The 24251-nt window shown below is 69.8% G+C and carries 22 protein-coding genes and 3 tRNA genes; 9 read left to right on the top strand and 16 right to left on the bottom strand.

All coding sequences use genetic code 11. From position 1 onward, the window contains the following. Positions 1–72: 72 nt before the first annotated feature. On the bottom strand, positions 73–651 hold the full coding sequence (locus ID804_RS12505) for an AAA family ATPase (protein ID WP_169080359.1): 579 nt from the start codon (positions 649–651) through the stop codon (positions 73–75). A gap of 140 nt (positions 652–791) precedes the next feature. Further along, positions 792–875 (bottom strand) — tRNA-Leu (locus ID804_RS11735). 153 nt (positions 876–1028) lie between these two features. Here ID804_RS11735 and ID804_RS11730 point away from each other — a divergent pair. The 7 genes from ID804_RS11730 (at position 1029) to pknB (ending at position 9920) form a co-directional block, all read left to right on the top strand. Further along, entirely contained in the window at positions 1029–1718 is a 690-nt protein-coding gene (locus ID804_RS11730; RefSeq protein ID WP_169080357.1) for an FhaA domain-containing protein, read from the top strand. Next, positions 1715–2281, top strand: a complete 567-nt coding sequence (locus ID804_RS11725) for an FHA domain-containing protein FhaB/FipA (RefSeq protein WP_169080355.1) — start codon at positions 1715–1717, stop codon at positions 2279–2281. Before ID804_RS11730 ends, ID804_RS11725 begins: the two co-directional genes overlap by 4 nt. 4 nt (positions 2282–2285) lie before the next feature. Further along, entirely contained in the window at positions 2286–3521 is a 1236-nt protein-coding gene (locus ID804_RS11720; protein WP_169080353.1) for a Stp1/IreP family PP2C-type Ser/Thr phosphatase, read from the top strand. Between the two features lie 55 nt (positions 3522–3576). Continuing rightward, positions 3577–4923 (top strand): FtsW/RodA/SpoVE family cell cycle protein, encoded by a 1347-nt coding sequence (locus ID804_RS11715; RefSeq protein WP_317451285.1) that lies wholly within the window; start codon positions 3577–3579, stop codon positions 4921–4923. Beyond that, positions 4920–6374, top strand: a complete 1455-nt coding sequence (locus ID804_RS11710) for a peptidoglycan D,D-transpeptidase FtsI family protein (protein ID WP_169080349.1) — start codon at positions 4920–4922, stop codon at positions 6372–6374. The genes ID804_RS11715 and ID804_RS11710 overlap by 4 nt, the downstream gene beginning before the upstream one ends. Then, positions 6371–8068 carry a serine/threonine-protein kinase gene (locus ID804_RS11705; protein WP_169080347.1) on the top strand — a complete coding sequence of 566 codons (1698 nt, stop codon included), beginning with the start codon at positions 6371–6373 and terminating at the stop codon, positions 8066–8068. The genes ID804_RS11710 and ID804_RS11705 overlap by 4 nt, the downstream gene beginning before the upstream one ends. A gap of 91 nt (positions 8069–8159) precedes the next feature. After that, positions 8160–9920, top strand: a complete 1761-nt coding sequence (pknB, locus tag ID804_RS11700; RefSeq protein WP_169080345.1) for a Stk1 family PASTA domain-containing Ser/Thr kinase — start codon at positions 8160–8162, stop codon at positions 9918–9920. 45 nt (positions 9921–9965) lie between these two features. On the opposite strand, the gene ID804_RS11695 is transcribed toward pknB, so the two are convergent. From ID804_RS11695 to ID804_RS11685, 3 genes are read right to left on the bottom strand one after another with little or no spacing between them, the layout of a single operon-like run. After that, positions 9966–10613, bottom strand: a complete 648-nt coding sequence (locus ID804_RS11695; protein ID WP_169080343.1) for an anthranilate synthase component II — start codon at positions 10611–10613, stop codon at positions 9966–9968. Positions 10614–10617: 4 nt separating this feature from the next. Further along, positions 10618–10776: a hypothetical protein gene (locus ID804_RS11690; RefSeq protein WP_169080341.1), complete on the bottom strand. Its 159-nt coding sequence runs from the start codon at positions 10774–10776 to the stop codon at positions 10618–10620. Next, the gene (locus tag ID804_RS11685; RefSeq protein ID WP_169080339.1) at positions 10776–11552 is read right to left on the bottom strand and encodes a class E sortase; all 777 of its coding nucleotides are present in this window, start codon (positions 11550–11552) and stop codon (positions 10776–10778) included. Before ID804_RS11685 ends, ID804_RS11690 begins: the two co-directional genes overlap by 1 nt. A 36-nt stretch (positions 11553–11588) precedes the next feature. Here ID804_RS11685 and ID804_RS11680 point away from each other — a divergent pair, with 36 nt between their 5' ends. After that, positions 11589–11828 carry a cell division protein CrgA gene (locus ID804_RS11680; protein ID WP_055857671.1) on the top strand — a complete coding sequence of 80 codons (240 nt, stop codon included), beginning with the start codon at positions 11589–11591 and terminating at the stop codon, positions 11826–11828. A gap of 96 nt (positions 11829–11924) precedes the next feature. On the opposite strand, the gene ID804_RS11675 is transcribed toward ID804_RS11680, so the two are convergent. Both ID804_RS11675 and ID804_RS11670 read right to left on the bottom strand, forming a co-directional pair. Beyond that, positions 11925–12773, bottom strand: coding sequence for a rhomboid family intramembrane serine protease (locus ID804_RS11675; protein ID WP_169080337.1), 849 nt, complete (start codon positions 12771–12773; stop codon positions 11925–11927). Then, the gene (locus ID804_RS11670) at positions 12773–13312 is read right to left on the bottom strand and encodes a peptidylprolyl isomerase (protein WP_169080335.1); all 540 of its coding nucleotides are present in this window, start codon (positions 13310–13312) and stop codon (positions 12773–12775) included. Before ID804_RS11670 ends, ID804_RS11675 begins: the two co-directional genes overlap by 1 nt. Positions 13313–13437: 125 nt before the next feature. Between ID804_RS11670 and ID804_RS11665 the strand changes: the two genes are divergently transcribed. Then, positions 13438–14031 (top strand): hypothetical protein, encoded by a 594-nt coding sequence (locus ID804_RS11665; protein ID WP_169080333.1) that lies wholly within the window; start codon positions 13438–13440, stop codon positions 14029–14031. Positions 14032–14097: 66 nt separating this feature from the next. On the opposite strand, the gene ID804_RS11660 is transcribed toward ID804_RS11665, so the two are convergent. The 9 genes from ID804_RS11660 to dnaN all read right to left on the bottom strand — a co-directional run bounded on the left by ID804_RS11660 (position 14098) and on the right by dnaN (position 23928). Beyond that, a complete protein-coding gene (locus ID804_RS11660) occupies positions 14098–15366 on the bottom strand; it encodes an endonuclease/exonuclease/phosphatase family protein (RefSeq protein WP_317451283.1) in 1269 nt (422 codons plus the stop codon). 240 nt (positions 15367–15606) lie between these two features. Continuing rightward, positions 15607–15679: transfer RNA gene (locus tag ID804_RS11655), tRNA-Ala, on the bottom strand. An 88-nt stretch (positions 15680–15767) separates the two neighbouring features. After that, positions 15768–15841 (bottom strand) — tRNA-Ile (locus tag ID804_RS11650). A gap of 66 nt (positions 15842–15907) precedes the next feature. Next, a complete protein-coding gene (locus ID804_RS11645; RefSeq protein WP_169080329.1) occupies positions 15908–16315 on the bottom strand; it encodes a DUF3566 domain-containing protein in 408 nt (135 codons plus the stop codon). Continuing rightward, positions 16312–18891 carry a DNA gyrase subunit A gene (gene gyrA / locus ID804_RS11640; protein WP_169080327.1) on the bottom strand — a complete coding sequence of 860 codons (2580 nt, stop codon included), beginning with the start codon at positions 18889–18891 and terminating at the stop codon, positions 16312–16314. Before gyrA ends, ID804_RS11645 begins: the two co-directional genes overlap by 4 nt. 49 nt (positions 18892–18940) lie before the next feature. Continuing rightward, complete coding sequence (gene gyrB / locus ID804_RS11635) at positions 18941–20938, bottom strand: DNA topoisomerase (ATP-hydrolyzing) subunit B (protein ID WP_169080325.1); 1998 nt, start codon at positions 20936–20938, stop codon at positions 18941–18943. A gap of 159 nt (positions 20939–21097) precedes the next feature. After that, positions 21098–21535 (bottom strand): DciA family protein, encoded by a 438-nt coding sequence (locus tag ID804_RS11630; RefSeq protein ID WP_169080369.1) that lies wholly within the window; start codon positions 21533–21535, stop codon positions 21098–21100. Positions 21536–21597: 62 nt separating this feature from the next. After that, the gene (gene recF, locus ID804_RS11625) at positions 21598–22776 is read right to left on the bottom strand and encodes a DNA replication/repair protein RecF (RefSeq protein WP_169080323.1); all 1179 of its coding nucleotides are present in this window, start codon (positions 22774–22776) and stop codon (positions 21598–21600) included. A gap of 9 nt (positions 22777–22785) precedes the next feature. Continuing rightward, positions 22786–23928: a DNA polymerase III subunit beta gene (gene dnaN, locus ID804_RS11620; RefSeq protein WP_169080321.1), complete on the bottom strand. Its 1143-nt coding sequence runs from the start codon at positions 23926–23928 to the stop codon at positions 22786–22788. Positions 23929–24251: the final 323 nt, after the last annotated feature.

Raw genomic sequence — 24251 nt, 5'->3', positions numbered from 1 at the left:
GCGGTGTCGTCTTTCTGTGTGAGTTCTTGGTCGTTCTCACTGACCATCGCACGATGGCTCACCCCGTCGCGGTCACGACGCCGCGGGCCCGAAAGACCACCACCCCGCGGGACTCCAGGTTCGCGGACTGACACGGTCCCGCTGACGATTGGCGGCAATCCACTCACCGGCAGCGCGACCAAGTAGACCATGTGCCGCGCCATGCGCGACCTCATGATCCCTTCGGGTCGGGACCATCGCGAACGAAATCTGCTTTCGTAGCGCTACTCGGAACCCGTCCGCTGATTTCTGCCAGCGACCACCAGTGTGCACCTCCCACGAAGGCTTCTGTCGTACGAATTTGAACCGCGCGCGGAGGACGGAACCATCGGGTTGACTGAAGGGCAACGCGCTATCCGCCGTGAGTCCGTCTATCCAGACTTCGATCGTCGATCCGGTGTTCTTTTGGTATGCGTGGCGTCCTGTTTCGAAGTCGACTTGCTCCTCCTCGAAGTTGAAGAAGGCGTTGAGAGCTCGAAGGACAGACGACTTGCCCGATCCGTTTTGGCCCACGAGGGCTGTGGCTTCGGTGAGATCGACGTCGGCATTTCCAATCGCGCGGAACTTCTCAATCTTGAGCCGAGTGAGCAAGATTCCGTGTGGAAGTGTCATGAAGCCAGCGTTGCAGGCAGAACCGTCAGTGTCCACGCGATTCCGCAGGTGTGACCGCCCGTTGACCGGAAACGCGAAACGGCCCCGATCCGAAGACCGGGGCCGTTCCTCCAGCGCACTCAGCCCCCGAAGGAGCCGCGTGCGCGAGGGGGGACTTGAACCCCCACGCCCGTAAGGGCACTGGCACCTGAAGCCAGCGCGTCTGCCAATTCCGCCACTCGCGCGAGACGGGGTCGAAACCCCGCCAGCCCAGCGAGATTATCACAGCGCGCACCCTCCGATCGGCGCCCGAGACCCCGTGCGCGGGCGCGGCTCGGGCGCCCTCCAAGCCTCCCCACTATCCTCAAGAGGTCATCCACCAGGGAAGGACGCGTGCCGTGGGGCTTCTCGACAGCTTCGAGCGTGGTCTCGAGCGCGCCGTCGGCGGTGCGTTCGCGAAGACGTTCAAGAGCGGCGTGCAGCCGCTCGAGATCTCGGCGGCGCTGCGCCGCGAGCTCGACACGAAGGCCGCCGTCGTGTCGCGCGACCGCATCCTCGCCCCCAACGATCTGACGGTGCGGCTCTCCCCCGCCGACAAGCAGCGCATGGATGCCCTGGGCGAAGCTCTCATCGACGAGCTCACGCAGCTCGTGCAGCAGCACGCCGCCGCGCAGCGCTACACCTTCCCCGGGGGCATCCGCATCGCGCTGCAGGCCGACGAGTCGCTCAGCGAGGGCGTCATCCGCGTCGACTCCACGAGCGTCAAGGGCGCCGTGCGCTGGAACCCCGTGCTCGACATCGACGGCAAGCGCTACCCGCTGCTCGCCTCGCGCACCGTCATCGGCCGCGGCTCGGAGGCCGACATCACGCTCGACGACCCCGGCACGAGCCGCAAGCACATCGAAGTGCTGTGGGATGGCACGCGAGGCCAGGTCAACGACCTCGGCTCGACGAACGGCTCCACCCTCAATGGGGAGCCCTTCACCCAGGCCGCCCTGCCGCCCGATAGCGTGATCGAGATCGGGCGCACCCGCATCCTCTTCCGGGTGCTCGCCCAGGCCGACCCGCCCCGAGGAGGAGCACGATGAGCGAACTGACCCTGCTCGTCCTCCGCATCGGGTTCCTCATCCTGCTGTGGGCGTTCGTCTTCGCGATCGTCTACGCCCTGCGCAGCGACCTGTTCGGGCAGAAGGTGCGCAGGCTCCCGGCGCAGAACGGCCAGAGCGCAGCATCCGCACCCGTCGTCGCAGCCTCCGCGGCCGCACCCGCCGCCGCGGCGAGCGCCGCCGCCACCGCGCCGATCGCCCGCACCTCGGCCCCCGCCGCGACGGCCGACGACGACGAGCCGCAGGCCGAGCCGCCCGCCCGCCGCCTCGTCATCACCTCCGGCGCGAAGGAAGGCATGGAGCTCGAGCTCGGCGACGACCAGCTCACCATCGGTCGCAGCGCCGATTCCGGCCTCGTCATCCGCGACGATTACACCTCGACCCACCACGCGCGCCTCATGCTGTGGAGCGACCAGTGGATGATCCAGGATCTCGACAGCACCAACGGCACTTTCCTGAACGGCAAGCGCGTCAGCATTCCCACCCCGGTGCCCCTGAACACCCCGGTCAGCATCGGGACGACGACGTTCGAGCTGCGACGGTAGGTCGATGACGTTCCGCACCGCCGCCCTCTCGCACGTCGGCAAGATCCGAGCCAACAACCAGGACTCGGGCTACGCCGGCACGCACCTCTTCGTCGTCGCCGACGGGATGGGCGGCCACGCGGGCGGCGACGTCGCCTCCGCGCTCGCCATCCAGGCGATCGCGCACAACGATCGCCCGTACGACTCGGTCGACGAGGCCGAGCAGGTGCTGAGCCAGGCGCTGCTGGAGGCCAACCAGGAGCTCGCCGAGACCGTCTTCGAGCACCCCGAGCTGACCGGCATGGGCACGACGGTGAGCGGCCTCATCCGCGTCGGCGACAAGGTCGTCATCGCCCACATCGGCGACTCGCGCATCTACCGCTGGCGGGCCGGCGAGCTCGAGCAGGTCACGAAGGATCACACCTTCGTGCAGCGCCTGGTCGACTCGGGCCGCATCACGCCCGAGGAGGCCGCCGTGCACCCGCGCCGCTCGGTGCTCATGCGCGTGCTCGGCGACGTCGACATCAACCCCGAGATTGACACCCTCGTGCTCGACACCGAGCCCGGCGACCGCTGGCTGCTGTGTTCCGACGGGCTCAGCGGCTACGTCGGCGAGGAGAAGATCGCCGAGCTGCTCGCCGAGCACGACGACGCGGCCGCCGCCGCGCAGGCGCTCATCGACGAGAGCCTCGACCACGGAGCCCCCGACAACGTCACCGTCGTGCTCGTCGGCGTCGACGACACCGACTCCAGCTCCACCAGCCAGCCGGTCATGGTCGGGTCGGCGAGCGCGCCGCTGACCTTCGAGGTCGACACCTCGCGCCGCGGGGTGCGCCTGCCGGCCCTGCTGCTGCACCCGCTCATGACGAGCGTGGCGGAGGACGAGCATTTCGAGCCCGAGAGCGAGGAGTTTCTGCGCGAGCTCATCGCCGAGGATCGCCGCAGGCGCATCCGTCGCCGCATCACCTGGTCGGTGGGCCTGACGCTCATCATCGGTCTGCTCGTGACGGCCGCGATCGCCGGCTACAACTGGACCCAGTCGCGCTACTACGTCGGCGTCGTCGACGGGCAGGTCGCGATCTTCCAGGGCGTGCAGCAGGGCATCGGGCCGATCAGGCTCTCGAGCGTCTACCGCGAGACCGACATCGCCCTCGACGACCTGCCCCCGTTCAGCCGGCAGACCGTCGAGGCGACCATCAACGCCGACAGCCTCGAAGATGCACTGTCGATCGTCGAGAGGCTCGAACGTGCCGCCGACTAGCCCCGAGGGGGCCGCCGCGACGCAGGCGAGCCCCGAGCCGACCTTCACGCGCTCGATCGCGATCACCGTGCGCCAGCCCTCGAAGCTGCGCAACCTCGAGCTCGTGCTGCTGCTCGTCGCGCTCGGCATCGGCGGCACCGCGCTGGCCCTCGTGCAGCTGGGGGTGAACGGAGAACTCGACCCCGGCGTGCTCTGGCAGGCCTCCGCGCTCGGGATGCTCGCCCTCGGCATGCACGTCGCCCTCCGCATCGTCGCGCGCGATGCCGACCCGTTCATCCTGCCGATCGCGACGACCCTCAACGCGCTCGGCATCGCCATGATCTACCGCATCGACCTGGCCCGCGGCGACTCGGGGTGGGAGAGCCTGGGCATCCGCCAGATGGTCTGGACGGCCATCGCGATGGTCATCGCCCTCGCCGTGATCGTCGTCATCCGCAACCACCGCGTGCTCGCCCGCTACCGCTACATCGCGATGCTCGCCGGCATCGTGCTGCTGCTGCTGCCGATGCTGCCCGGCATCGGCCTGACGCTCAACGGCGCCCGCCTCTGGATCCAGCTCGGCTCCTTCACCTTCCAGCCGGGCGAGATCGCCAAGATCGCCCTCGCGATCTTCTTCGCCGGCTACCTCGTCACGGCGCGCGACTCGCTGTCGCTGGTCGGGCGGCGCGTGCTCGGCCTGCAGCTGCCCCGGGCGCGCGACCTCGGGCCCATCCTCATCATCTGGGTCGCCGCGATGGCGGTGCTGATCTTCCAGCGCGACCTCGGCACCTCGCTGCTGTACTTCGGCCTGTTCATCGTCATGATCTACGTCTCGACCGGCCGGCTCAGCTGGGTGCTCATCGGCCTCGGGCTCTTCCTCGGCGGCGCCGCGGTCGCCAGTCGCACCCTCACCTACGTCGAGGGGCGCTTCGCTGCCTGGCTCGACTCGTTCAACCCCGAGGTGTACGACGCGCAGGGCGGCAGCTACCAGCTCGTGCAGGGTCTGTTCGGCATGGCGCAGGGCGGGCTCGTCGGCACGGGGCTCGGCCAGGGTCGGCCCACGATCACGCCGCTGGCCGAGAGCGACTACATCATCACCGCCCTCGGCGAAGAGCTGGGCCTCGTCGGCCTCTTCGCGATCCTCGGCCTGTACCTGCTGTTCGTCGCGCGCGGGTTCCGCATCGGCTTCAACGGCACCGACGACTTCGGGCGCCTGCTCGCCGTCGGCCTGTCGTTCGTCGTCGTGCTGCAGGTCTTCGTCGTCGTCGGCGGCGTCACGCGCGTGATCCCGCTCACGGGCCTCACGACGCCGTTCCTCGCCGCCGGCGGATCGGCGCTCGTCGCGAACTGGATCATCGCCGCCCTGCTGCTGCGCCTCTCCGACGAGGTGCGTCACCAGCCGCGATTGGTGGTGGACGAGTGAACAAGGAGCTCCGCCGCATCAGCATCGTCGCGCTGGCGATGTTCCTGGCGCTGTTCGTCTCGACGAGCGTCATCCAGGTCTTCCAGGTCGACGAGCTGCGCGCCGACGGCCGCAACTCGCGCACCCTGTTCGACACCTACTCGGCCGAGCGCGGCCCGATCCTCGTGGACGGCGTCGCGATCGCCGAGTCGAAGGCCGTCGACACGCAGTACGAGTTCCTGCGCACGTACACCCAGCCCGAGCTGTACGCCGCCATCACCGGCTACTTCACGCTCAACCAGGGCAACACGGGCATCGAGGGCGAGCTCAACGAGTTCCTCTCCGGCACCGCCAACGAGCAGTTCCTCGACCAGCTCGGCGCGCTCGTCACCGGGCAGAGCCCGCAGGGTGCCGCCGTTGAGCTGACGATCGACCCGGTCATCCAGCAGGCGGCCTGGGATGCCCTGGGCGACCAGCAGGGGGCGGTGGTCGCCCTCGACCCCGCCACCGGCGACATCCTCGCCATGGTCTCGAAGCCCAGCTACGACCCCAACCGCCTGGCGGCGCACGACACCTCCGCGGTGCTCGCCGCCTACGAGGAGCTCATCAACAATCCCGACGACCCGCTCGTGAACCGGGCGATCGCGGGCGACCTGTACTTCCCCGGCTCGGTATTCAAGGTGCTCATGTCGGCCGCGGCGATCGACTCCGGCGAGTTCACCCCCGAGTCGACCTTCCCGAACCCGCCGCAGCTGCAGCTGCCGAACTCGTCCAGCGTCATCTCCAACTCGGAGGGCGGGGCGTGCGGCGGCGGCGAGACCGTCACGATCGCCACCGCGCTGCGCCTGAGCTGCAACATCCCCTTCGCGCAGCTCGGGCTCGCGCTCGGGGAGGAGACGATCGCCGAGTACGCCGAGGCGTTCGGCTTCGGCACCTCGGTCGAGATCCCGATGGAGGCCACGCCGAGCACGTTCCCCACGGGGCTCGACGACGCCCAGCTCATGCTCTCGAGCTTCGGCCAGTACGACGTGCGCGTGACGCCGCTGCAGATCGCGATGATCAGCGCCGCGATCGCCAACGGCGGCAACCTCATGCAGCCCACGCTCGTCGACAGCATCATCGCCCCCGACCTCTCCATCATCCGCGAGGACGACCCGGTGCTGCTGAGCCAGCCCATCAGCCGCGAGACGGCGACGACGATGACGCAGCTCATGGTCCAGGGCGTGGCGAACGGCGCCGCGAGCAATGCCAGGATTGAAGGGGTCGACGTCGCGGGCAAGACGGGCACGGCCGAGAACGGCGGCGACGCCCCCTACACGCTGTGGTTCACCGGGTTCGCCCCGGCGAACGACCCGCAAGCGGCCATCGCGGTCGTGGTCGAGGATGGCGGCGGCTTCGGCCAGTCGGCCTTCGGCAACCGCGTGGCGGCCCCGATCGCGAAACAGGTACTGGAGGCGGTGCTGAACAGATGAGACCCACGAGCGGGCTCACCTTCGGTGGGCGGTATCAGCTGCTCTCCCGGATCGCGATCGGCGGCATGGGAGAGGTGTGGCAGGCGACCGACCTCGTGATCGGGCGCACCGTCGCGATCAAGATCCTCAAGGACGAGTACCTCGGCGACCCCGGCTTCCTCGAGCGGTTCCGCGCCGAAGCGCGGCACGCCGCCCTCGTCAACCACGAGGGCATCGCCAACGTCTACGACTACGGCGAGGAGGAGGGCAGCGCCTTCCTCGTCATGGAGCTCGTGCCCGGCGAAGCGCTGTCGACCGTGCTCGAGCGCGAGCGGGTGCTCTCGACAGACCAGGTGCTCGACATCGTCGCGCAGACCGCCTCGGCGCTGCACGCCGCCCACCAGGCGGGTCTCGTGCACCGCGACATCAAGCCGGGCAACCTGCTCATCACGCCCGACGGTCGCGTGAAGATCACCGACTTCGGCATCGCCCGTATCGCCGACCAGGTGCCGCTCACCGCGACCGGTCAGGTGATGGGCACGGTGCAGTACCTGTCTCCCGAGCAGGCGAGCGGGCATCCCGCCTCGCCGTCGACCGACATCTACTCGCTCGGCATCGTCGCCTACGAGGCCCTCGCCGGTCGCCGCCCCTTCACGGGCGAGTCGCAGGTGGCGATCGCGATGGCGCAGATCAACGAGCAGCCTCCCGAGCTGCCCGTCACCGTGCCCGAGCCCGTGCGCAACCTCGTCTTCTCGGCCATCGCGAAGAAGCCCGACCAGCGACCGGCCTCGGCGCAGCACTTCGCGCGCGCCGCGCAGGCGCTGCGGCGCGGCGACGTCGCGGCGGCCGTCGCGATCGTCGCGGGGGTCGCCGGTGTCGGCGCGGCCGCGGCGGATGCCACGCGCGTGCTGCCGACCGCCGACGACGCCACCCGCGTCATGCCCTCGGCCGGCGCCGGAGCCACGGCGACGACCGCGACCCGCACGACCGAGCAGCCCGCGAAGCGCTCGCCGTGGACCTGGCCGCTCATCGCCCTCATCGGCCTGCTGCTGCTGCTCATCGTCGGTGCGCTCATCGCGATCTTCACCGCCCCGAACGACGCCGAGCCGGAGCCCTCGACGAGCCCGTCGACGAGCAGCTCGCCGTCGACCTCGCCGAGCACGTCGCCGAGCCCCGAGACGATCACGATCGTCGAGGAGGAGTGGATCGGCATCACGCAGGCCGCGGCGGAGGACAAGGCCGCCCAGCTCGGCCTGCGCCTCGACCCCGTCATCGGTCAGGTCGCACCGGACGGCGGCCAGGTGGGCCTGTCGTACAGCGTCAACCCGCGCGGCACCGTGCAGCCGAACACGCTCATCACGGTGACGTTCTACGACGCGATCCCGACGCCGGGGGCGCCCTCGAACCTCGCAATCGACCCGGGCAGCGGACCGTACCCGGGCGGCAGTGACGTCACCCTGAGCTGGCCGACCTACGACGGCTGCCCCGCCGGCTACCCGCTCAGCGGCTACAACTTCACGACCGTCGGTGGCGCACCCGAGCTCTCGAACCCGGTCGCCGCCGATGTCACGTCGATGGTGGTCACGCTCGCCGAGAGCGGCCAGCTGCGCGTGACCTACACCGCCCTCTGCGGCGACCTGCAGTCGGAGCGCTCGAGCGAGCTCGCCGTGCCCATCACGGCGGCGCCCGCGCCCGAGCCGAGCCCGTCGCCGTAAGGGCGGCGGGCGGGCCCCCGGAGGAACGCCCCGTACACTGAAGCGACCCGCACCACCCATGCACCACGCGGAGAGCAGAGGCACGCACAGCATGATCGACGGCACCGCCCAGAGCGCCCGGCTGCTCGCCGGCCGCTACGAGCTCGGTGAGCTCATCGGCCGCGGCGGCATGTCCGATGTGCACCTGGCGACGGATGCCCGGCTCGGCCGCCGCGTCGCCGTCAAGCTCCTGAAGTCCTCCCTCGCCTCCGACCCGGTGTTCCGCACCCGGTTCCGCCAGGAGGCCCAGGCCGCCGCGCGCATGGCGCATCCCACGATCGTCCGCGTCTTCGACGCCGGCGAAGAGACGACGCTCGAGCCGGGCGGCGCCGAGACGATCTCGCCCTTCATCGTCATGGAGCACGTCGAGGGCCGACTGCTGAAAGACATCATCGCCGAAGGGCCGATCGAGCCCGCCGAGGCGACCCGCATCATCGAGGGCGTGCTCACGGCGCTGGAGTACTCGCACCGCGCCGGCGTCGTGCACCGCGACATCAAGCCCGGCAACATCATGATCACGCAGTCCGGCCAGGTGAAGGTCATGGACTTCGGCATCGCGCGCGCCGTCTCCGACTCCGCCGCGACGGTCGCGCAGACCAGCACCATCCTCGGCACCGCCCAGTACTTCTCGCCCGAGCAGGCGCGCGGCGAGACCGTCGACGCCCGCAGCGACCTGTACTCCACGGGCGTGCTGCTGTTCGAGATGCTGACGGGGCAGCCGCCCTTCCGCGGCGACTCCCCCGTCGCGGTCGCCTACCAGCACGTGAGCGAGGCGCCCGTCGCGCCGAGCTCGCTGCGCACCGGCATCTCGCCGGCCCTCGACGCCGTCGTGCTGCACGCCCTCGCCAAGGATCGCTTCGAGCGGTTCCAGACCGCCGCTGACTTCCGCGCCGACGTCGCCGCGGCCGCGGCCGGTCAGGTGCCGCCGAAGCGGGTCGACGCCCCCGCCGACTTCACCTCGACGCTCTTCGGGGTGAACCCGCAGGCCACGACCGACACCGCCGCCGCCATGCGCCAGCTCAGCGTCGACGACGAGGAGGAGCGCCGCTCACGCACGCAGAGCCGCCCACCCGTGGCGTGGATCTGGTCGGGCATCGCCGTGCTTGCGGTCGTCGTCGTCGCCGTGCTCTTCTGGGCCTTCAACCTCGAGCGCACGCCGCTCGCGCCGTCGATCTCGGTCGAGGTCGCCGACATCGCCGGGCAGCTCTACGAGGACGGCGCCCAGAGGCTCATCGACGACGGGCTCGAGCCGAACCCGTTCCCCGAATCGAGCACCGAGGTACCCGACGGGCAGATCATCCGCACCGAGCCGGCCGCGGGCGTCACCGTCTCGCCCGGGCAGGAGATCGACGTCATCGTCTCGACCGGCCCGCCGACGGTCGCCGTGCCGAACATCGACCGGCTGACGCTCGCCGATGCGCAGGCCGCGATCGAGGCGGCGGGTCTGCAGGTCGGTGCGATCACCGCCGAGAACTCGCCGAACATCCGCAAAGACATCGTCATCCGCACCGACCCCGCGGTCGGCAGCGAGGTGCGCGAGGGCGACACGGTCGCGATCGTCATCTCGTCCGGCCTCATCACCGTGCCCGACGTGCGCAATCTGCCGATCGGGGATGCGACAGCGCAGCTCAGCGGGCTGCAGCTGCAGATCCGCGTGCAGGGCAACAACGGCTGCACCGGCGGTCTCGTCACGAATCAGTCGCTCGCCCCCGGCGACCAGCCGCAGAACTCGGAGATCACGCTCACCTGGTGCTCCGGCGTCGCCGGCTCGACTCAGGGTGACGCGACCCCGGCGCCGACGCCGAACGGCTGACGCCGAACACTGCCTCCGCCGAGGCCGCGGCGGGGCGACCGACCGCTAGTCGGTCGACACGCTCGGCGCGATGAGCGGGCTGCGCCCCTCGGCGGCCGCGCGGGCCTCGGGCAGCCCGGCGTCCGCGAGCCAGTTGCCGAGCATCCGGTAGCCGCCCTCGGTGAGCACCGACTCGGGGTGGAATTGCACGCCGACGACCGGGGCCGAGCGGTGCCGCAACGCCATGATGACGCCGCCGGGCGTGCGCGCGGTCACCTCGAGCTCGTCGGGCACGGTGCCGTCGACGACCGCGAGCGAGTGGTAGCGGGTGGCGCGGAACGGCTGCGGCACACCCTCGAACAGCTCGCTGTCGTCGTGCTCGATCATCGAGGTCTTGCCGTGCATGAGCTCTTCGGCGTGCGTCACGGTCGCCCCGAGGGCCTCAGCGATCGCCTGGTGGCCGAGGCAGACGCCGAGCAGCGGCTTCTCGGCCACGATCGCGGCGCGCACGACGGGGATCGAGATGCCGGCGTCGGCCGGGGTGCCGGGGCCGGGCGAGACGAGCACGGCGTCGTAGTCGGCGATGAGCGACGCCGCCTCGTCGGCCGCGACGACGTCGTTGCGCACGACGTCGGTCTCGGCGCCGAGCTCCTGCAGGTAGCCGTCGAGGGTGTAGACGAAGCTGTCGTAGTTGTCGATGACGAGAACGCGCACGGCTCTACTCTTCCACGGTCACGTCCTGCGGCAGCAGGACGTCGGCCACCCACGGGAACACCACGTACGCGAGCGCCCAGAGGATGCCCGCCACGAGGGCGAGCACGATGATGATGCGCAGCCACACCGGCCCGGGCAGGGCGCGCCACAGTGCCGCGTACATCAGGCCTCCTCCCCCGCGAGCTCGGCGGGCATGCCGCTCTCTCGCGGATACCAGGCGGTCATGACCGAGTAGGCGATCGCGCGCTCGGCGGTCGAGAACAGCGGGTTGCAGGTCGTCATGGTGAGGATGCGCTCGGTCGGCTCCGTCTGCGGCGCACGCGGCGTCGGCGCGATGACGTCGACCTCGGTCGGCAGCACGTACTCGAGCCCGCGGAAGGTGTACTCGTACCAGCCCGCCTCCGTCTCGACGTAGACGTGGTCGCCGACGCGCAGGTCGACGAGCTTGCCGAAGGGGGCGCCGTTGGCGTTGCGGTGCGCGGCGATCGCGAAGTTGCCGAGCTCGCCCGGCATCTGCGTGCCCGGGTAGTGGCCGACGCCGGTGCGGCGGCTGTTGAGCACCTCGCGCACGGCGATGCCCTGGCCGATCGTGCGGGCGTAGTCGTCGCCGAAGCGGGGCACGATGAGGGTGGCGAACGCCGCGTTGAGCGTCGTCGGCTCGGCCATGACCGGAGCCTGGTCGGGGCTCAGCCCTTCGACGACCGGCTCAGGCGGGGGCGCCTCTCCGCGCTCCTCGCGCGCCTGCTCCTCCCACTCCTGCCGCAGCTCGGTCGCCGACTGGGTCTGCTCGCCGCCGACGATGACGTCGTTGAGCCACAGGTACCAGCCGACGAAGAGCAGCACGAGCACGCCGACGGTGATGAGCAGCTCGCCGAGCACGCCGACGACGGAGAGGCGCTGACGCGGGCGCGCGCGCTCCACCGCGGGCTCGTCGGGCATGCGGTCATTCTAGGCCGCCCGGTTAGACTGCTCAGCATGGCCCGTGGAACCACCCGCAACGCAGAGAACCCCGAGACCCCGAGCGGCAAGGATGCCCCCAACCCGGTCTGGTTCAAGCCCGTGATGTTCGGGTTCATGCTCGTGGGGCTGCTCTGGATCATCGTCTACTACCTGAGCCAGACCTCCTGGCCGGTGCCCGCCCTCGGCCCGTGGAACATCATGGTCGGCTTCGGCATCATGTTCATCGGGTTCCTCATGACGACACGCTGGCGTTAACTCCCGGTCACGCGCCATTCGCCCCCCGGAAAGGGGGTGGAACTACAGGGGTGTGATTATCCCCACTGTGGAGTGGCCTGTGGATAACCGGGCCGCTCAGAGCAGCACGAACCGCGCCGCCGTCGCCAGCACGAGCACGAGCGCGAACAGGCCGAGCAGCAGCGTCTGCCGCCGCTGCTGATCCACCCGTCGCGTGCGCAGCATGATGAGCGCCGCCAGCGCCCCGACGACGAGGCCCCCGACGTGCGCCTGCCACGAGATGCCGGGCACGACGAACCCGATCGCCAGGTTGAGGGCGATGAGCACGATGAGCTGCGTGCTGCGGCCGCCGAGCCTGCGCTGGATGACGAAGAAGGCGCCGAGCATCCCGAAGATCGCGCCCGAGGCGCCGACGACGGCCTGGTTCGGCGCGAGCCACAGCACCGCGAGCGAGCCGCCGAATGCGGAGAGCGCGTACACCCAGCCGAAGCGCGCTCGGCCGATGAGCCCCTCCAGCAGCGGCCCGAGCACGAGCAGCGAGTACATGTTGAAGAGGATGTGGAAGAACGAGGTGGGGCTGTGCACGAGCGCCGCGGTGAGCATCCGCCACGGCTCGACCGTCGTGAGCGGCGGCCAGTAGAGCAGCGCATTCGTCACGACGGGGCCGAGCACGAGCTGCAGCACGAAGACCGCGAGGGTCACGGCGGAGATCGAGTACGTGACGACGGGCGTGCGCGATCCCGAACGGAACGCGCGAGCGAGCGGCGAGCGGGTGCGGGGGGCGGATGCCCGGGCCTGCGCCGTGCACTCGGGGCAGTGTACCCCGACCGCCGCGGGAGTCTGGCACTCGCCGCAGATCACGCGACCGCAGCGCTGGCAGCGCACGAAGCTCCGGCGGTCGCCGTGCCGGTAGCAGACGCTCTGGCCTGCCGTCGGCGCGGCGCCGCCGGGAGCCTCGGAGCTCATCAGAGCTCGACGACCTCGATGCCGGTGATGACGACGTCGGTGAGCGGCTTGTCACGACCATCGGTCGGCACGGCCTCGATAGTCTTGACGACCGCCTTCGACTCCTCGTCGGCGACGGCGCCGAAGATGGTGTGGTTGCCGTTGAGCCACGGCGTCGGCACGGTCGTGATGAAGAACTGCGAGCCGTTGGTACCGCGGCCGCCGCGCTTGCCGGCGTTGGCCATGGCGAGCAGGAACGGCTGGTCGAACTGCAGCTCGGGGTGGATCTCGTCGTCGAACTCGTAGCCGGGGCCGCCGATGCCCTGACCGAGCGGGTCGCCGCCCTGCAGCATGAAGTCCTTGATGATGCGGTGGAAGATGACGCCGTCGTAGAGCGGGGCGGTGGTCTTCTGGCCGGTGGCCGGGTGGGTCCACTCGATCTGGCCCGTCGCGAGCCCGACGAAGTTCTTCACCGTCTTGGGGGCGTGGTTGCCGTAGAGGTTGAGCGTGATGTCGCCGAGCGAGGTGTGCACGGTCGCGACTGCAGTGTGGATCGACATGGTCGTCATTCTCCCATGGCGTCCGTTCGGGGCTTCCTGAGCGTTCCGTCCGTACGGGTTGGGCGCTCGGAGCCCCGGTGCCAGGATGGAGGGCACGCTACCGATCGCACCCCCGGGAGGACCGCATGGAGCTGTCACGCAAGCGCCGCCGCGAGCTGAAGAAGCTGCGCGGCGCCGCCGAGAACGTCTGGAACGAGCAGCGAGAGGTGCTCGATCACGCCTCGAAGGTGCTGCGCGACGCCGGCCGGCAGGCCACGGTGCTCGCGCGGCAGGACGTCGCGCCGCGCGTGCGGCACTCGTACGAGCGTCACGTGCAGCCGGGCATCGACGCGGGCGTGGGCGCCGTGCGCCACGCCGGGCACGTCACGAAGCACGCCGTCACCGATGAGATCGTGCCGGCCATCGCCGGCGCGCTCGGATCCGCGGCGGCCGCGATCGAGGTGGCGAAGGACAAGCATCTGCGGGATGCCCTGCGCGCCGCCTCGCGCACGAGCAGCGAGCTCGCCACGAAGGCCGGGCAGCGCCTCGGCATCGTCGAGGTGAAGCCGGCGCCCGGCCCCGGCCGGTTCATCCTCATCGGGCTCGGCGTCGTCGCGGCGGCCGCGATCGCCTACGCCGCCTGGCAGACCTTCCGGCCGGACGACGACCTCTGGGTCGAGGATGATCTCGACGACGACCTCGAGCCGCAGGCCGGCGACACGGCGACCGCCGACATCTAACCGAGCCGCACGAACATCAGCGGGCGCCCCCCTTGAGGGGCGCCCGCTTCGTTGTTCCTGCGATGCTCAGCCGCGCACGGCAACGTCGACCCACACGAGGCGGTGGTCGCTCGTCGGGAAGGGGAAGATGCCCGTGAGTCGCGAGAGCGGGTCGGTGAGCTCAGGCCAGAACACGCCGCCGTCGGCCACGCCGAGCCGGCGGGAGGGGAGCACGTAGTCGACCCGCAGGTTGCCGGGCGCGCCGTCGGCGAAGTCGGCGGTGTCGAGCGCCGGGTCGCCCTCGTGCTCGAGGTTGGCGCGGCCCTGCAGGGCGCTCGCCTCGACCGCGCCCGTCGAGCGGGGCTGCGGGTCGACGATGAACGGATGCTCGAGCAGCTGGTCGATCGCCGCGTCGACCGAATCGCCGTCGACCGGGTCGGCGTTCTGGTCGCCGGCGATGAGGAAGGGCGTTCCGGCCGGCAGCCCGCCGGGCATCCCCTCGTCGTCGACGATGTAGCGCGAGGCCGAGCCCGGCGTCACGTAGTCGGCCCAGAAGCGGATCTCGTCGTGGTTGCGTCGGCCGTTACGATCCTCGGCGCCGTCGAAGGTCGGCGGGGTCGGGTGCGAGGCGAGCAGGTGCACGGTCGTGCCGTCGACGTCGATCGGCACGTCCCAGTGCGACTTGCTCGACAGGCGCACGACCTCGAGCTCCTCGGGCGTGTACCAGTCGGCGGGCGCCGCAGTAGCCGGGTCGTCGGGCAGCAGCGCACCGGGCATGTCCTTCCAGAGGAAGGTCTGGAAGGTGCGCACCGCGCCGAGGTCGATGGGGTGCTTCGAGAGCACCGCCATGCCGTACTGGCCCTCGAAGAGCCCGAACCCGAAGGCGTCGTCGCCGCCGCCGATGCGGCCGTCGTTGTTGAGGTCGGCACCGGAGGGGATGCCCGTGTTCGAGGGCGCGACGTAGGCGTAGGGGTACTCGACCGGGTCGGCGCCGCCCTGCCCGACCTCGAGGTAGTGGTCGCGGAAGAGGTCGACGGCGACGCCATCGGGCACGTAGTCGAACTCGTTGAGCAGCACCACGTCCGGGTTCACGCGCTGGATCACCTCGGCGACCGCCTGCGCCTGCACGTCGTCGGGCGTGGAGAGGTCGGCGACGAGCTCGCCCGCCGCACCCCGGTTGAGCGAGGCGTTGAACGTGGCGACGCGCAGCTCACTGATCCCGGCGCGATCGGGTCGGGACTGCGCCGCGGGTGCGGGCGCGGGCGACGCCGAGGCGGCGAGCGGAGCGATGCTGGCGGCGACCGCGGTGGCGGTCGCGAGGGTGAGGATGCGGATGAGTCGGCGCTGCGTGCGCACGGGCTCCCCTTCCGTGGGGCGACGGTGCCCGGTTCGGCGGTGTCGCGGGATTCCCACGCTAGGCGCGCCGAGCATCCCCCGGGCGAACCCCCGGTGACCGGTGGACAACGCCCGCCCGGAGCGAAGCGCGCCGCAGCAGCGGAGCGGGTGCGACCGCGCTCGCAGCCCGGAGCGAAGCGCGCCGCAGCAGCGGCGGCGCGCCAGACGAGCACAGCGCGGCGGCACGCCAGACAAACACCGTGGAGCCTAGGGGAATCGAACCCCTGACCTCCTGCTTGCAAAGCAGGCGCTCTACCAATTGAGCTAAGGCCCCGAACGTCAACCATTGCTGGCCGCTACCAGGGTAGCGAGGGTCGCGCCGGATACGAAAAAGGGCTCCGCCGAAGCGGAGCCCGATCGCGTGGGGATACGAGGACTTGAACCTCGGACCTCTTCGTTATCAGCGAAGCGCTCTAACCGCCTGAGCTATATCCCCGTGAGACCGGATATGACTGTACACGACCCGGTCACCCCGCCTGAAATCGGCGAGGATGCTCGAGCGTCAGTTGTTCGTGAAGCCCACGAGCAGCCCGCCGGTGAACTTCACCGACAGGTTGTAGAGCAGCGCGCTGATGGCCCCGAGCGCGGTGCCGCCGACGACGTTGAGCACGCCGACGATGATCGCGAAGAGCATGACCTGGCCGAGCGAGAAGATCGACGAGATGCTCGCGGCGTCGTCGCCGATGATGTCGCTCAGCACCGAGTCGATGTCGGCGATGATGCCGATCGACTGCATGACCAGCCAGATGAAGAACGTCGCCACGACGAGCACGATGGCGCCGCACAGCGCGATGAGGAACGACAGCTTCACCGCCGACCAGAAGTCGATGTAGACGAGCTTCAGGCGCACCTGCTTGGTGGGGGTGGAGCGCTGCGACTTGCGCTGCAGCTTCTCGGCGACGGTGCTCACGGGGTTTCTTCCTTCCCGGCCTCGACCGCGGTGGCGGTTTCGGACGTGTCAGCGGCGGAGCCGTTCTCGCTCTCCGACGGGTCGGCGTCAGATTCTTCCAGGTTTCGCTCGCTGTTGCGCGCGATCGCGATGATGCGATCGTCGTCGTCGGGTCGGGCGAAGACGACGCCCATCGTGTCGCGGCCCTTCGCCGGCACCTCGGCGACGGCCGAGCGCACGACCTTGCCGCCGGCGAGCACGACGAGCACCTCGTCGTCCTCCCCCACGATGAGCCCGCCGGCGAGGGCGCCGCGGTCGTCGTTGAGCTTGGCGACCTTGATGCCGAGGCCGCCGCGGCCCTGCACGCGGTACTGGTCGACGGCGGTGCGCTTGGCGTAGCCGCCCTCGGTGACGACGAAGACGTAGCCGTCGTCGTGGACGACCGAGGCCGACAGCAGGTGGTCGTCACCGCGGAAGCTCATGCCCATAACGCCGGAGGTCGAGCGACCCATTGGTCGCAGCGCCGAGTCGCTAGCGGTGAAGCGCACCGACATGCCGCCGCGCGAGATGAGCAGGATGTCGCTGTCGTCCTCGGCGAGCATCGCCGAGACGAGCTCGTCGCCCTCGCGCAGGTTGATGGCGATGATGCCGCCGGTGCGGTTGGTGTCGTACTCGGTGAGCGCGGTCTTCTTCACGAGGCCGTTGCGGGTGGCGAGCACGAGGTACTTCGCCGCCGCGTAGTCGCGGATGTCGAGGATCTGCGCGATCTCCTCGTCCGGCTGCAGTGCGAGCAGGTTCGCCACGTGCTGACCCTTGGCGTCGCGACCGGCCTCCTGGATCTCGTACGCCTTGAGGCGGTAGACCCGGCCGGTCGTGGTGAAGAACAGCAGCCAGTGGTGGGTAGTCGTGACGAAAAAGTGCTCGACGACGTCATCGGCGCGCAGCTGCGCGCCCTTGACGCCCTTGCCGCCGCGATGCTGCGAGCGGTAGTTGTCGCTGCGGGTGCGCTTGATGTACCCGCCGCGGGTGACAGTGACGACCATCTCCTCCTCGGGGATCAGGTCCTCCACGCTCATGTCGCCGTCGAAGCCGAACATGATCTCGGTGCGGCGGTCGTCGCCGTACTTGTCGACGATCTCGGTGAGCTCGTCGGCGACGATCGCGCGCTGGCGGGCGGGGCTGGCGAGGATCTCCTGGTAGTCGGCAATGAGCCGCTCGAGCTCCTCCGCCTGCTCCTGGATCTTCTGCCGCTCGAGCGCCGCGAGGCGACGCAGCTGCAGGTTGAGGATGGCCGTGGCCTGCAGCTCGTCGACGCCGAGCAGCTCCATGAGCCCCTCGCGGGCCTCCTCGACCGTGGGCGAGCGACGGATCAGGGCGATGACCTCGTCGAGAGCATCCAGCGCCTTCAGGTACCCGCGCAGAATGTGGGCGTCGGCCTCCGCCTTCTTCAGCCGGAAGCGGGTGCGACGCACGATGACGTCGATCTGGTGCGCCGTCCAGTACGTGATGAAGCCGTCGATCGGCAGCGTGCGCGGCACACCGTCGACGATCGCGAGCATGTTGGCGCCGAAGTTGTCCTGCAGCTGGGTCTGCTTGTACAGGTTGTTGAGCACGACCTTCGCGACCGCGTCGCGCTTGAGCACGATGACCAGGCGCTGACCGGTGCGGCCCGAGGACTCGTCGCGGATGTCGGCGATGCCGGCGAGCTTGCCCTCCTTCACCAGGTCGGCGATCTTGATCGCGAGGTTGTCGGGGTTGACCTGGTACGGCAGCTCGGTGATAACGAGGCACGTGCGGTTCTGGATCTCCTCCACGTTCACGACGGCGCGCATCGTGATCGAGCCGCGGCCCGTGCGGTAGGCGTCGTGGATGCCCTTCACGCCGAGGATCTGCGCGCCGGTCGGGAAGTCGGGGCCCTTCACGCGCTGCAGGATCGCCTCGAGCAGCGTCTCGCGGTCGGCGTCGGGGTTCTCCAGGTGCCACAGCGCCGCCGAGGCGACCTCGCGCAGGTTGTGGGGTGGGATGTTCGTGGCCATGCCGACCGCGATGCCGACCGAGCCGTTGACGAGCAGGTTCGGGAAGCGCGAGGGCAGGATCGACGGCTCCTGCGTGCGGCCGTCGTAGTTGTCCTGGAAGTCGACGGTCTCCTCGTCGATGTCGCGCACCATCTCCATGGCGAGCGGGGCCATCTTGGTCTCGGTGTACCGAGGGGCGGCTGCGCCGTCGTTGCCGGGCGAGCCGAAGTTGCCCTGGCCGGCGGCGAGCGGGTAGCGCAGCGACCACGGCTGCACGAGGCGCACGAGCGCGTCGTAGATCGCCGAGTCGCCGTGCGGGTGGAACTGCCCCATGACGTCGCCGACGACGCGGCTGCACTTGGAGAACGCCTTGTCGGGGCGGTAGCCGCCGTCGTACATGGCGTAGAGCACGCGTCGGTGCACGGGCTTGAGGCCGTCGCGCACGTCGGGCAGGGCGCGCCCGACGATGACGCTCATCGCGTAGTCGAGGTACGACCGCTGCATCTCCAGCTGCAGGTCGACCTGGTTCACGCGGCCGCCGGGGCCCGGGGTCTCGTCGACGTCGGTGATGTCGTCGGCCATGGTGTCAGTCCTTCGTCAGTGGGTGGCAGGGCGAGGGGCGGATGCTCGATCAGATGTCGAGGAACCGCACATCCTTCGCGTTCTGCTGGATGAAGTGGCGACGCGACTCGACGTCCTCGCCCATGAGGGTCGAGAAGACCGAGTCGGCGACGGCGGCGTCCTCCAGGGTGACCTGCAGCAGCGTGCGGGTCTCGGGGTTCATCGTCGTGTCCCACAGCTCCTGGTGGTTCATCTCGCCGAGACCCTTGTAGCGCTGCACGCCATTGTCTTTCGGGATGCGCTTGCCGGCGGCGATGCCCGCCTCGAGCAGGGCATCCCGCTCGCGGTCGCTGTAAACGTACTCGTGCTCGGCGTTGGACCACTTGAGCCGGTAGAGCGGCGGCTGGGCGAGGTAGACGTAGCCGAGATCGATGAGCGGCCGCATGTAGCGGAACAGCAGCGTCAGCAGCAGCGTCGTGATGTGCTGGCCGTCGACGTCGGCATCGGCCATGAGCACGATCTTGTGGTACCGCACCTTGTCAGGGTCGAAGTCCTCGCCGATGCCGGCACCGAATGCCGTGATCATCGCCTGCACCTCGGCGTTGCCGAGCGCGCGGTCGAGGCGGGCCTTCTCGACGTTGAGGATCTTGCCGCGCAGCGGCAGGATCGCCTGCGTCTCGGGGTTGCGGCCCTGCACGGCCGAGCCGCCAGCCGAGTCGCCCTCGACGAGGAAGATCTCGCTGAGCGAGGGATCCTTCGACTGGCAGTCCTTGAGCTTGCCGGGCATGCCGCCGGATTCGAGCAGGCCCTTGCGGCGGGTCTGCTCGCGCGCCTTCCGCGCGGCGAGGCGCGCGGCCGCGGCTTGCAGCGCCTTGCGGATGACGTCTTTCGCCTGCTGCGGGTTGCGCTCGAACCAGTCGCCGAGGAACTCGCCGGTCACCTTCTGCACGAACGACTTCGCCTCGGTGTTGCCGAGCTTGGTCTTCGTCTGGCCCTCGAACTGCGGCTCGCCGAGCTTGATCGAGATGACCGCGGTGAGGCCCTCGCGCACGTCGTCGCCGGAGAGGTTCTCGTCCTTCTCCTTGATGAGGCCCTTCTCGCGGCCGTAGCGGTTGACGAGGGTCGTGAGCGCCGCGCGGAAGCCCTCCTCGTGGGTGCCGCCCTCGTGCGTGTTGATCGTGTTGGCGTAGGTGTGCACCGACTCGGAGTACGCGGTCGTCCACTGCATGGCGACCTCGAGGGCGATGCGCCGTTCGGCGTCCTCTGACTCGAAGCTGATGATCTCGGGGTGCACGACCTCGGTCTTCTTCGCGGAGTTCAGGAACTGCACGTAGTCGACCAGGCCCTGCTCGTACAGGAAGGTCTCGTGCCGCTCGGCCGTGCTGACGCCCTCGCCGGTGTCAGCCGTGTGATCGGGCTGCCGCTCGTCGGTGATCGAGATCGACAGGCCCTTGTTGAGGAAGGCCATCTGCTGGAAGCGCGTGCGCAGGGTGTCGTAGTCGAACTCGACGGTCTCGAAGATGTCGGCGTTCGGCCAGAACGTGATGGTCGTGCCCGTGGAGCTGTCGGCCTCGCCCTTCGCGAGCGGGGCATCCGGCACGCCGTTGCGATAGCTCTGCCGATAGACGTTGCCCTGACGACGAACCTCGACCTCGAGGCGCGTGGAGAGCGCGTTCACGACCGAGCTGCCCACGCCGTGCAGACCACCGGAGACGGCGTAGCCGCCGCCGCCGAACTTGCCGCCCGCGTGCAGGATCGTCAGCACGACCTCGACGGTCGACTTCTTCTCGACCGGGTGGATGTCGACGGGGATGCCGCGACCGTTGTCGACGACGCGCACGCCCCCGTCGGCGAGGATCGTGACATCGATCGTGTCGCAGAAGCCGGCGAGCGCCTCGTCGACGGAGTTGTCGACGATCTCGTACACGAGGTGGTGCAGGCCGCGCGGGCCCGTCGAGCCGATGTACATGCCGGGGCGCTTGCGCACCGCCTCGAGCCCTTCGAGAACCTGGATGTGACTGGCGCCGTAGGCCTCATCCGAGGCAGGGGTGGAGGGGGTGGTGGCCATAGGGACGTGTGCTCCTGCCGAGTGGACCGGGGTCGCTGGCATGGGCCGATGAAGAAGGCTCGCAGCGGTGCGTCAATCCTAGCAAGATTCTGCCTCTGAGCGGGCCGCTGTGGCCTCTCTGAGGCGATTTCTCGCTCTGGGCGGAGTGATTCGCCTTCGTCAGCCGTAGGTGTCGCGTGGGCCGCGCCCGGGGATCGATCGGGGGCCGCGCTTCCAGCTCGGGGCACCGGGGCCCTCGAAGCGGATCGACGTCACGCCGGCATCCGGGTACCGCGTGAGGATCGAGGTCAGGATATCGGCTCGCATGAGCCGCAGCTGCGTCGCCCACGCGGTCGAGTCGCACTGCACCGTGAGCACCTCGTCCTCCACCGCGACAGGGGTGGAGTGCGCCGCCGTCGCCTCACCGACGAGCTCGGGCCACGACAGCAGCAGCTCGCCCTTCGCCAGTGGCGAGCTCCAGCCCATGCGCGAGCTGAGCGAGTCGATGACGTCGCCGAGGCCCGAGGGGTCGCGGCCCTTCCCGAACGGCACGGATGCCCCCGGTGCGACGGTCGACCGCTTGCGGGCATCCGCCGATCGCTTCGCGGGGTCGCCCATGATCGCCCGCAGTCGCAGGTACACGGCCGCGGCCTCCGACTCGGGCTGCTCGCGACGGCCGGTCACTCCGCCGCCTCCGGTCGCGTCGACTGCTCGACGACCTCGCCGCCCGCGATGCGCACCGTCATCGCACGCAGGCGATCCGGCACGTCGCCCTCGACCGCGGCGGTGACGATCACCTGCTCGAAGTCGTGCACGGCGTCCGCGAGGCGCTCGCGCCGGCCCTCGTCGAGCTCGGCGAAGACGTCATCGAGGATGATCACCGGGTCACCCGCGACGGCGTCGGCGCGCAGCACCTGCGCCGAAGCGAGCTTGAGCGCGAGCGCGTACGACCAGCTCTCGCCATGGCTCGCGTAGCCGCGGGCCGGCAGGCCGTTGAGCTCCAGGTGCAGGTCATCGCGGTGCGGGCCGACGAGCGTGACCGCGCGGTCGAGCTCGGCGCGGCGACGCTCGGCGAGCACGGTGCGGAATCGCTCGCGGGTCGCGTCGGGGTCGAGCGGGGCATCCACCGCATCGTCATGGAGGTGCGGTGCGCCGTCGTCACCGTCGATCGAGTGGACGAGACCGATGCGGGTGCGGTGGTCGTCACCGGCGACCGCGCGGTACGCCTCCACCACGTGCGGTCGCAGCGCGGCGACGAGCTTCCAGCGCGCGACCATGAGTTCGGTGCCGAGCTCGACCAGGCGGTCGTCCCACACGTCGAGCGTCGTGAGCGCGTCGGCCGGGATGCGCGAGGCGCGCGCCGACTTCAGCAGGGTGTTGCGCTGGCGCAGCACGCGCTCGTAGTCGGCGATCACTCCGGCGAAGCGCGGGTTGCGCTGCACGACGAGAGTGTCGAGGAAGGTGCGGCGCCCGCCCGGCTCGCCGCGCACGATCGCGAGATCCTCCGGAGCGAACAGCACGCTCGAGACGTAGCGCGGCAGCTCGCGCACCCGGATCGCACCGCGGTTCACCTGCGCCTTGTTCGCCCCGGTGCGATTCAGTTGGATCTCGATGACGAGCGCGCGGTCGTCGTGCTGCACGCGCAGGCGCACGATCGCCGCCTCGGCCCCGAAGCGGATGAGCGCCTGGTCGCTCGAGACCCTGTGGCTCGAGACCGTGCTCGCGTAGCCGATCGCCTCGACCAGGTTCGTCTTGCCCTGGCCATTGCGGCCGACCACGAGCACCGGGCCCGGTGCGAGCTCGACCTCGGCTCGCGCGTAGTTGCGGAAGTCGGCGAGCGAGAGGTGGGTGACGTGCACGCCGAGGAGCTAGCGCAGCAGCAGGTTCGGCTGCAGCAGGTAGCGGTAGTTGTCGGTGCCCGGCTGGTCCTTCGACGACTGGCTCGTGATGAGCACCGGGCCCGGCTTGTTGGGGTTGTCGGTCTTCGTGAACGAGATACGCACGAACTCGCTGTGCACCGCCGCGAGACCGTCGATGAGGAACTGCGGCTTGAGCGAAACGACCGTGTCGCCGCCGACCAGGTGCGCGTCGATCGTCTCGGAAGCCTGGGCGTTCTCGCTGCCGATCGCCTCGAGGGTCAGGCCGTCGACCGAGAAGCTGTAACGCAGCGCGGCGTCGCGCTCGAGCACGAGGGCCACACGACGGGTCGCCTCGATGAGCTCGGCAGTGTTCATGACGGCGTAGTTGTCGACCGTCTCGGGGAACAGGCGCTTCACGGGCGGGAAGTTGCCCTTGATCAGCAGCGAGGTGACGGTCTTCTGGTCGGCCGAGAAGGCGATGAGCTCGCGGTCGCCGCCGGTGACGATCGTGACCTCGATCTGCGCCGAGTGGCCGAAGATCTTGCCGAGCTCCGACAGGGTGCGTGCGGGCACGAGGGCGGTGACGCCGTCGGCGACGGCGGTCGACTCCCAGTCGATCTCGCGCACGGCCACGCGGTAGCGGTCGGTCGCGACGAGCGAGAGCCGGTTCTCGGCGATCTCCAGCTGCACGCCGGTGATGACGGGGGTCACGTCGTCGCGCGAGGCGGCGACCGAGACCTGGCCGACGGCGTCGGAGAACGCGTCGCCGGGCAGCACGCCGGCGGGGCCGTCGACGACGGGCAGGCTCGGGTACTCCTCGACGGGCATGCTCGAGAGGGTGAAGCGCGCCGAGCCGCAGCGCACCGCGATCTTGCCCTCCTCCGTCGTGAACTGCACCGGAGCGTTCGGCAGCCGCGAGGCGATGTCGGCGAGCAGGCGGCCCGAGACGAGCACCGTGCCGGCCTCCTCGATGTCGGCCGTAATGCTGGTCTGCGCCGAGACCTCGTAGTCGAACGACGACAGGGTGAGGCTGTCTCCCTCCGCACGCAGCAGCACGCCACTGAGGATCGGGAGGGTCGTGCGCTGAGGGAGCAGTTTCACGGCGAACGACACGGCATCGGCGAAGACGTCGCGATTGACCTGGAACTTCACGGGCTCCCTCTCGGGCTGATGGCGCACGGGTGCTGCCCCGGATACGGGGCTTCAATACTGGCACAGCACCACGGCGGTGCGAACAGCGCGGATTTCTGTCGTTCGGCCCCGGCAGGGTTATCCCCCTCGCCTCTTTCAAGAAGAACAGGATTAACAGCGTTAACGGCTGTGCACAGTGTGGATAACCCGGTGGGAAACCCGGAATCGCGCCGAACTACACGAGTGTGAGTTGTGGATGTGGTGCGGACGAGGTCGTGAAGCTGCGGGGACGGATCGTCGCGGCTCGAGTGCGCTGCTCACACGTTCACCGCCGCGATCCACAA

The organism is Microcella alkalica, from assembly GCF_014595885.1.
Taxonomy (GTDB): Bacteria; Actinomycetota; Actinomycetes; order Actinomycetales; family Microbacteriaceae; genus Microcella; species Microcella alkaliphila_B.
This window is presented reverse-complemented; position numbering and strand designations above follow the sequence as displayed.

Excerpts from the sequence above, each read along its gene's own strand:
- ID804_RS12505 (WP_169080359.1), bottom strand. The coding sequence starts at position 651 with ATGACACTTCCACACGGAATCTTGCTCACTCGGCTCAAGATTGAGAAG.
- ID804_RS11725 (WP_169080355.1), top strand. The coding sequence starts at position 1,715 with ATGAGCGAACTGACCCTGCTCGTCCTCCGCATCGGGTTCCTCATCCTG.
- ID804_RS11720 (WP_169080353.1), top strand. The coding sequence starts at position 2,286 with ATGACGTTCCGCACCGCCGCCCTCTCGCACGTCGGCAAGATCCGAGCC.
- ID804_RS11705 (WP_169080347.1), top strand. The coding sequence starts at position 6,371 with ATGAGACCCACGAGCGGGCTCACCTTCGGTGGGCGGTATCAGCTGCTC.
- pknB (WP_169080345.1), top strand. The coding sequence starts at position 8,160 with ATGATCGACGGCACCGCCCAGAGCGCCCGGCTGCTCGCCGGCCGCTAC.
- ID804_RS11690 (WP_169080341.1), bottom strand. The coding sequence starts at position 10,776 with ATGTACGCGGCACTGTGGCGCGCCCTGCCCGGGCCGGTGTGGCTGCGC.
- ID804_RS11685 (WP_169080339.1), bottom strand. The coding sequence starts at position 11,552 with ATGCCCGACGAGCCCGCGGTGGAGCGCGCGCGCCCGCGTCAGCGCCTC.
- ID804_RS11680 (WP_055857671.1), top strand. The coding sequence starts at position 11,589 with ATGGCCCGTGGAACCACCCGCAACGCAGAGAACCCCGAGACCCCGAGC.
- ID804_RS11675 (WP_169080337.1), bottom strand. The coding sequence starts at position 12,773 with ATGAGCTCCGAGGCTCCCGGCGGCGCCGCGCCGACGGCAGGCCAGAGC.
- ID804_RS11670 (WP_169080335.1), bottom strand. The coding sequence starts at position 13,312 with ATGTCGATCCACACTGCAGTCGCGACCGTGCACACCTCGCTCGGCGAC.
- ID804_RS11665 (WP_169080333.1), top strand. The coding sequence starts at position 13,438 with ATGGAGCTGTCACGCAAGCGCCGCCGCGAGCTGAAGAAGCTGCGCGGC.
- gyrA (WP_169080327.1), bottom strand. The coding sequence starts at position 18,891 with ATGGCCGACGACATCACCGACGTCGACGAGACCCCGGGCCCCGGCGGC.
- gyrB (WP_169080325.1), bottom strand. The coding sequence starts at position 20,938 with ATGGCCACCACCCCCTCCACCCCTGCCTCGGATGAGGCCTACGGCGCC.
- ID804_RS11630 (WP_169080369.1), bottom strand. The coding sequence starts at position 21,535 with ATGGGCGACCCCGCGAAGCGATCGGCGGATGCCCGCAAGCGGTCGACC.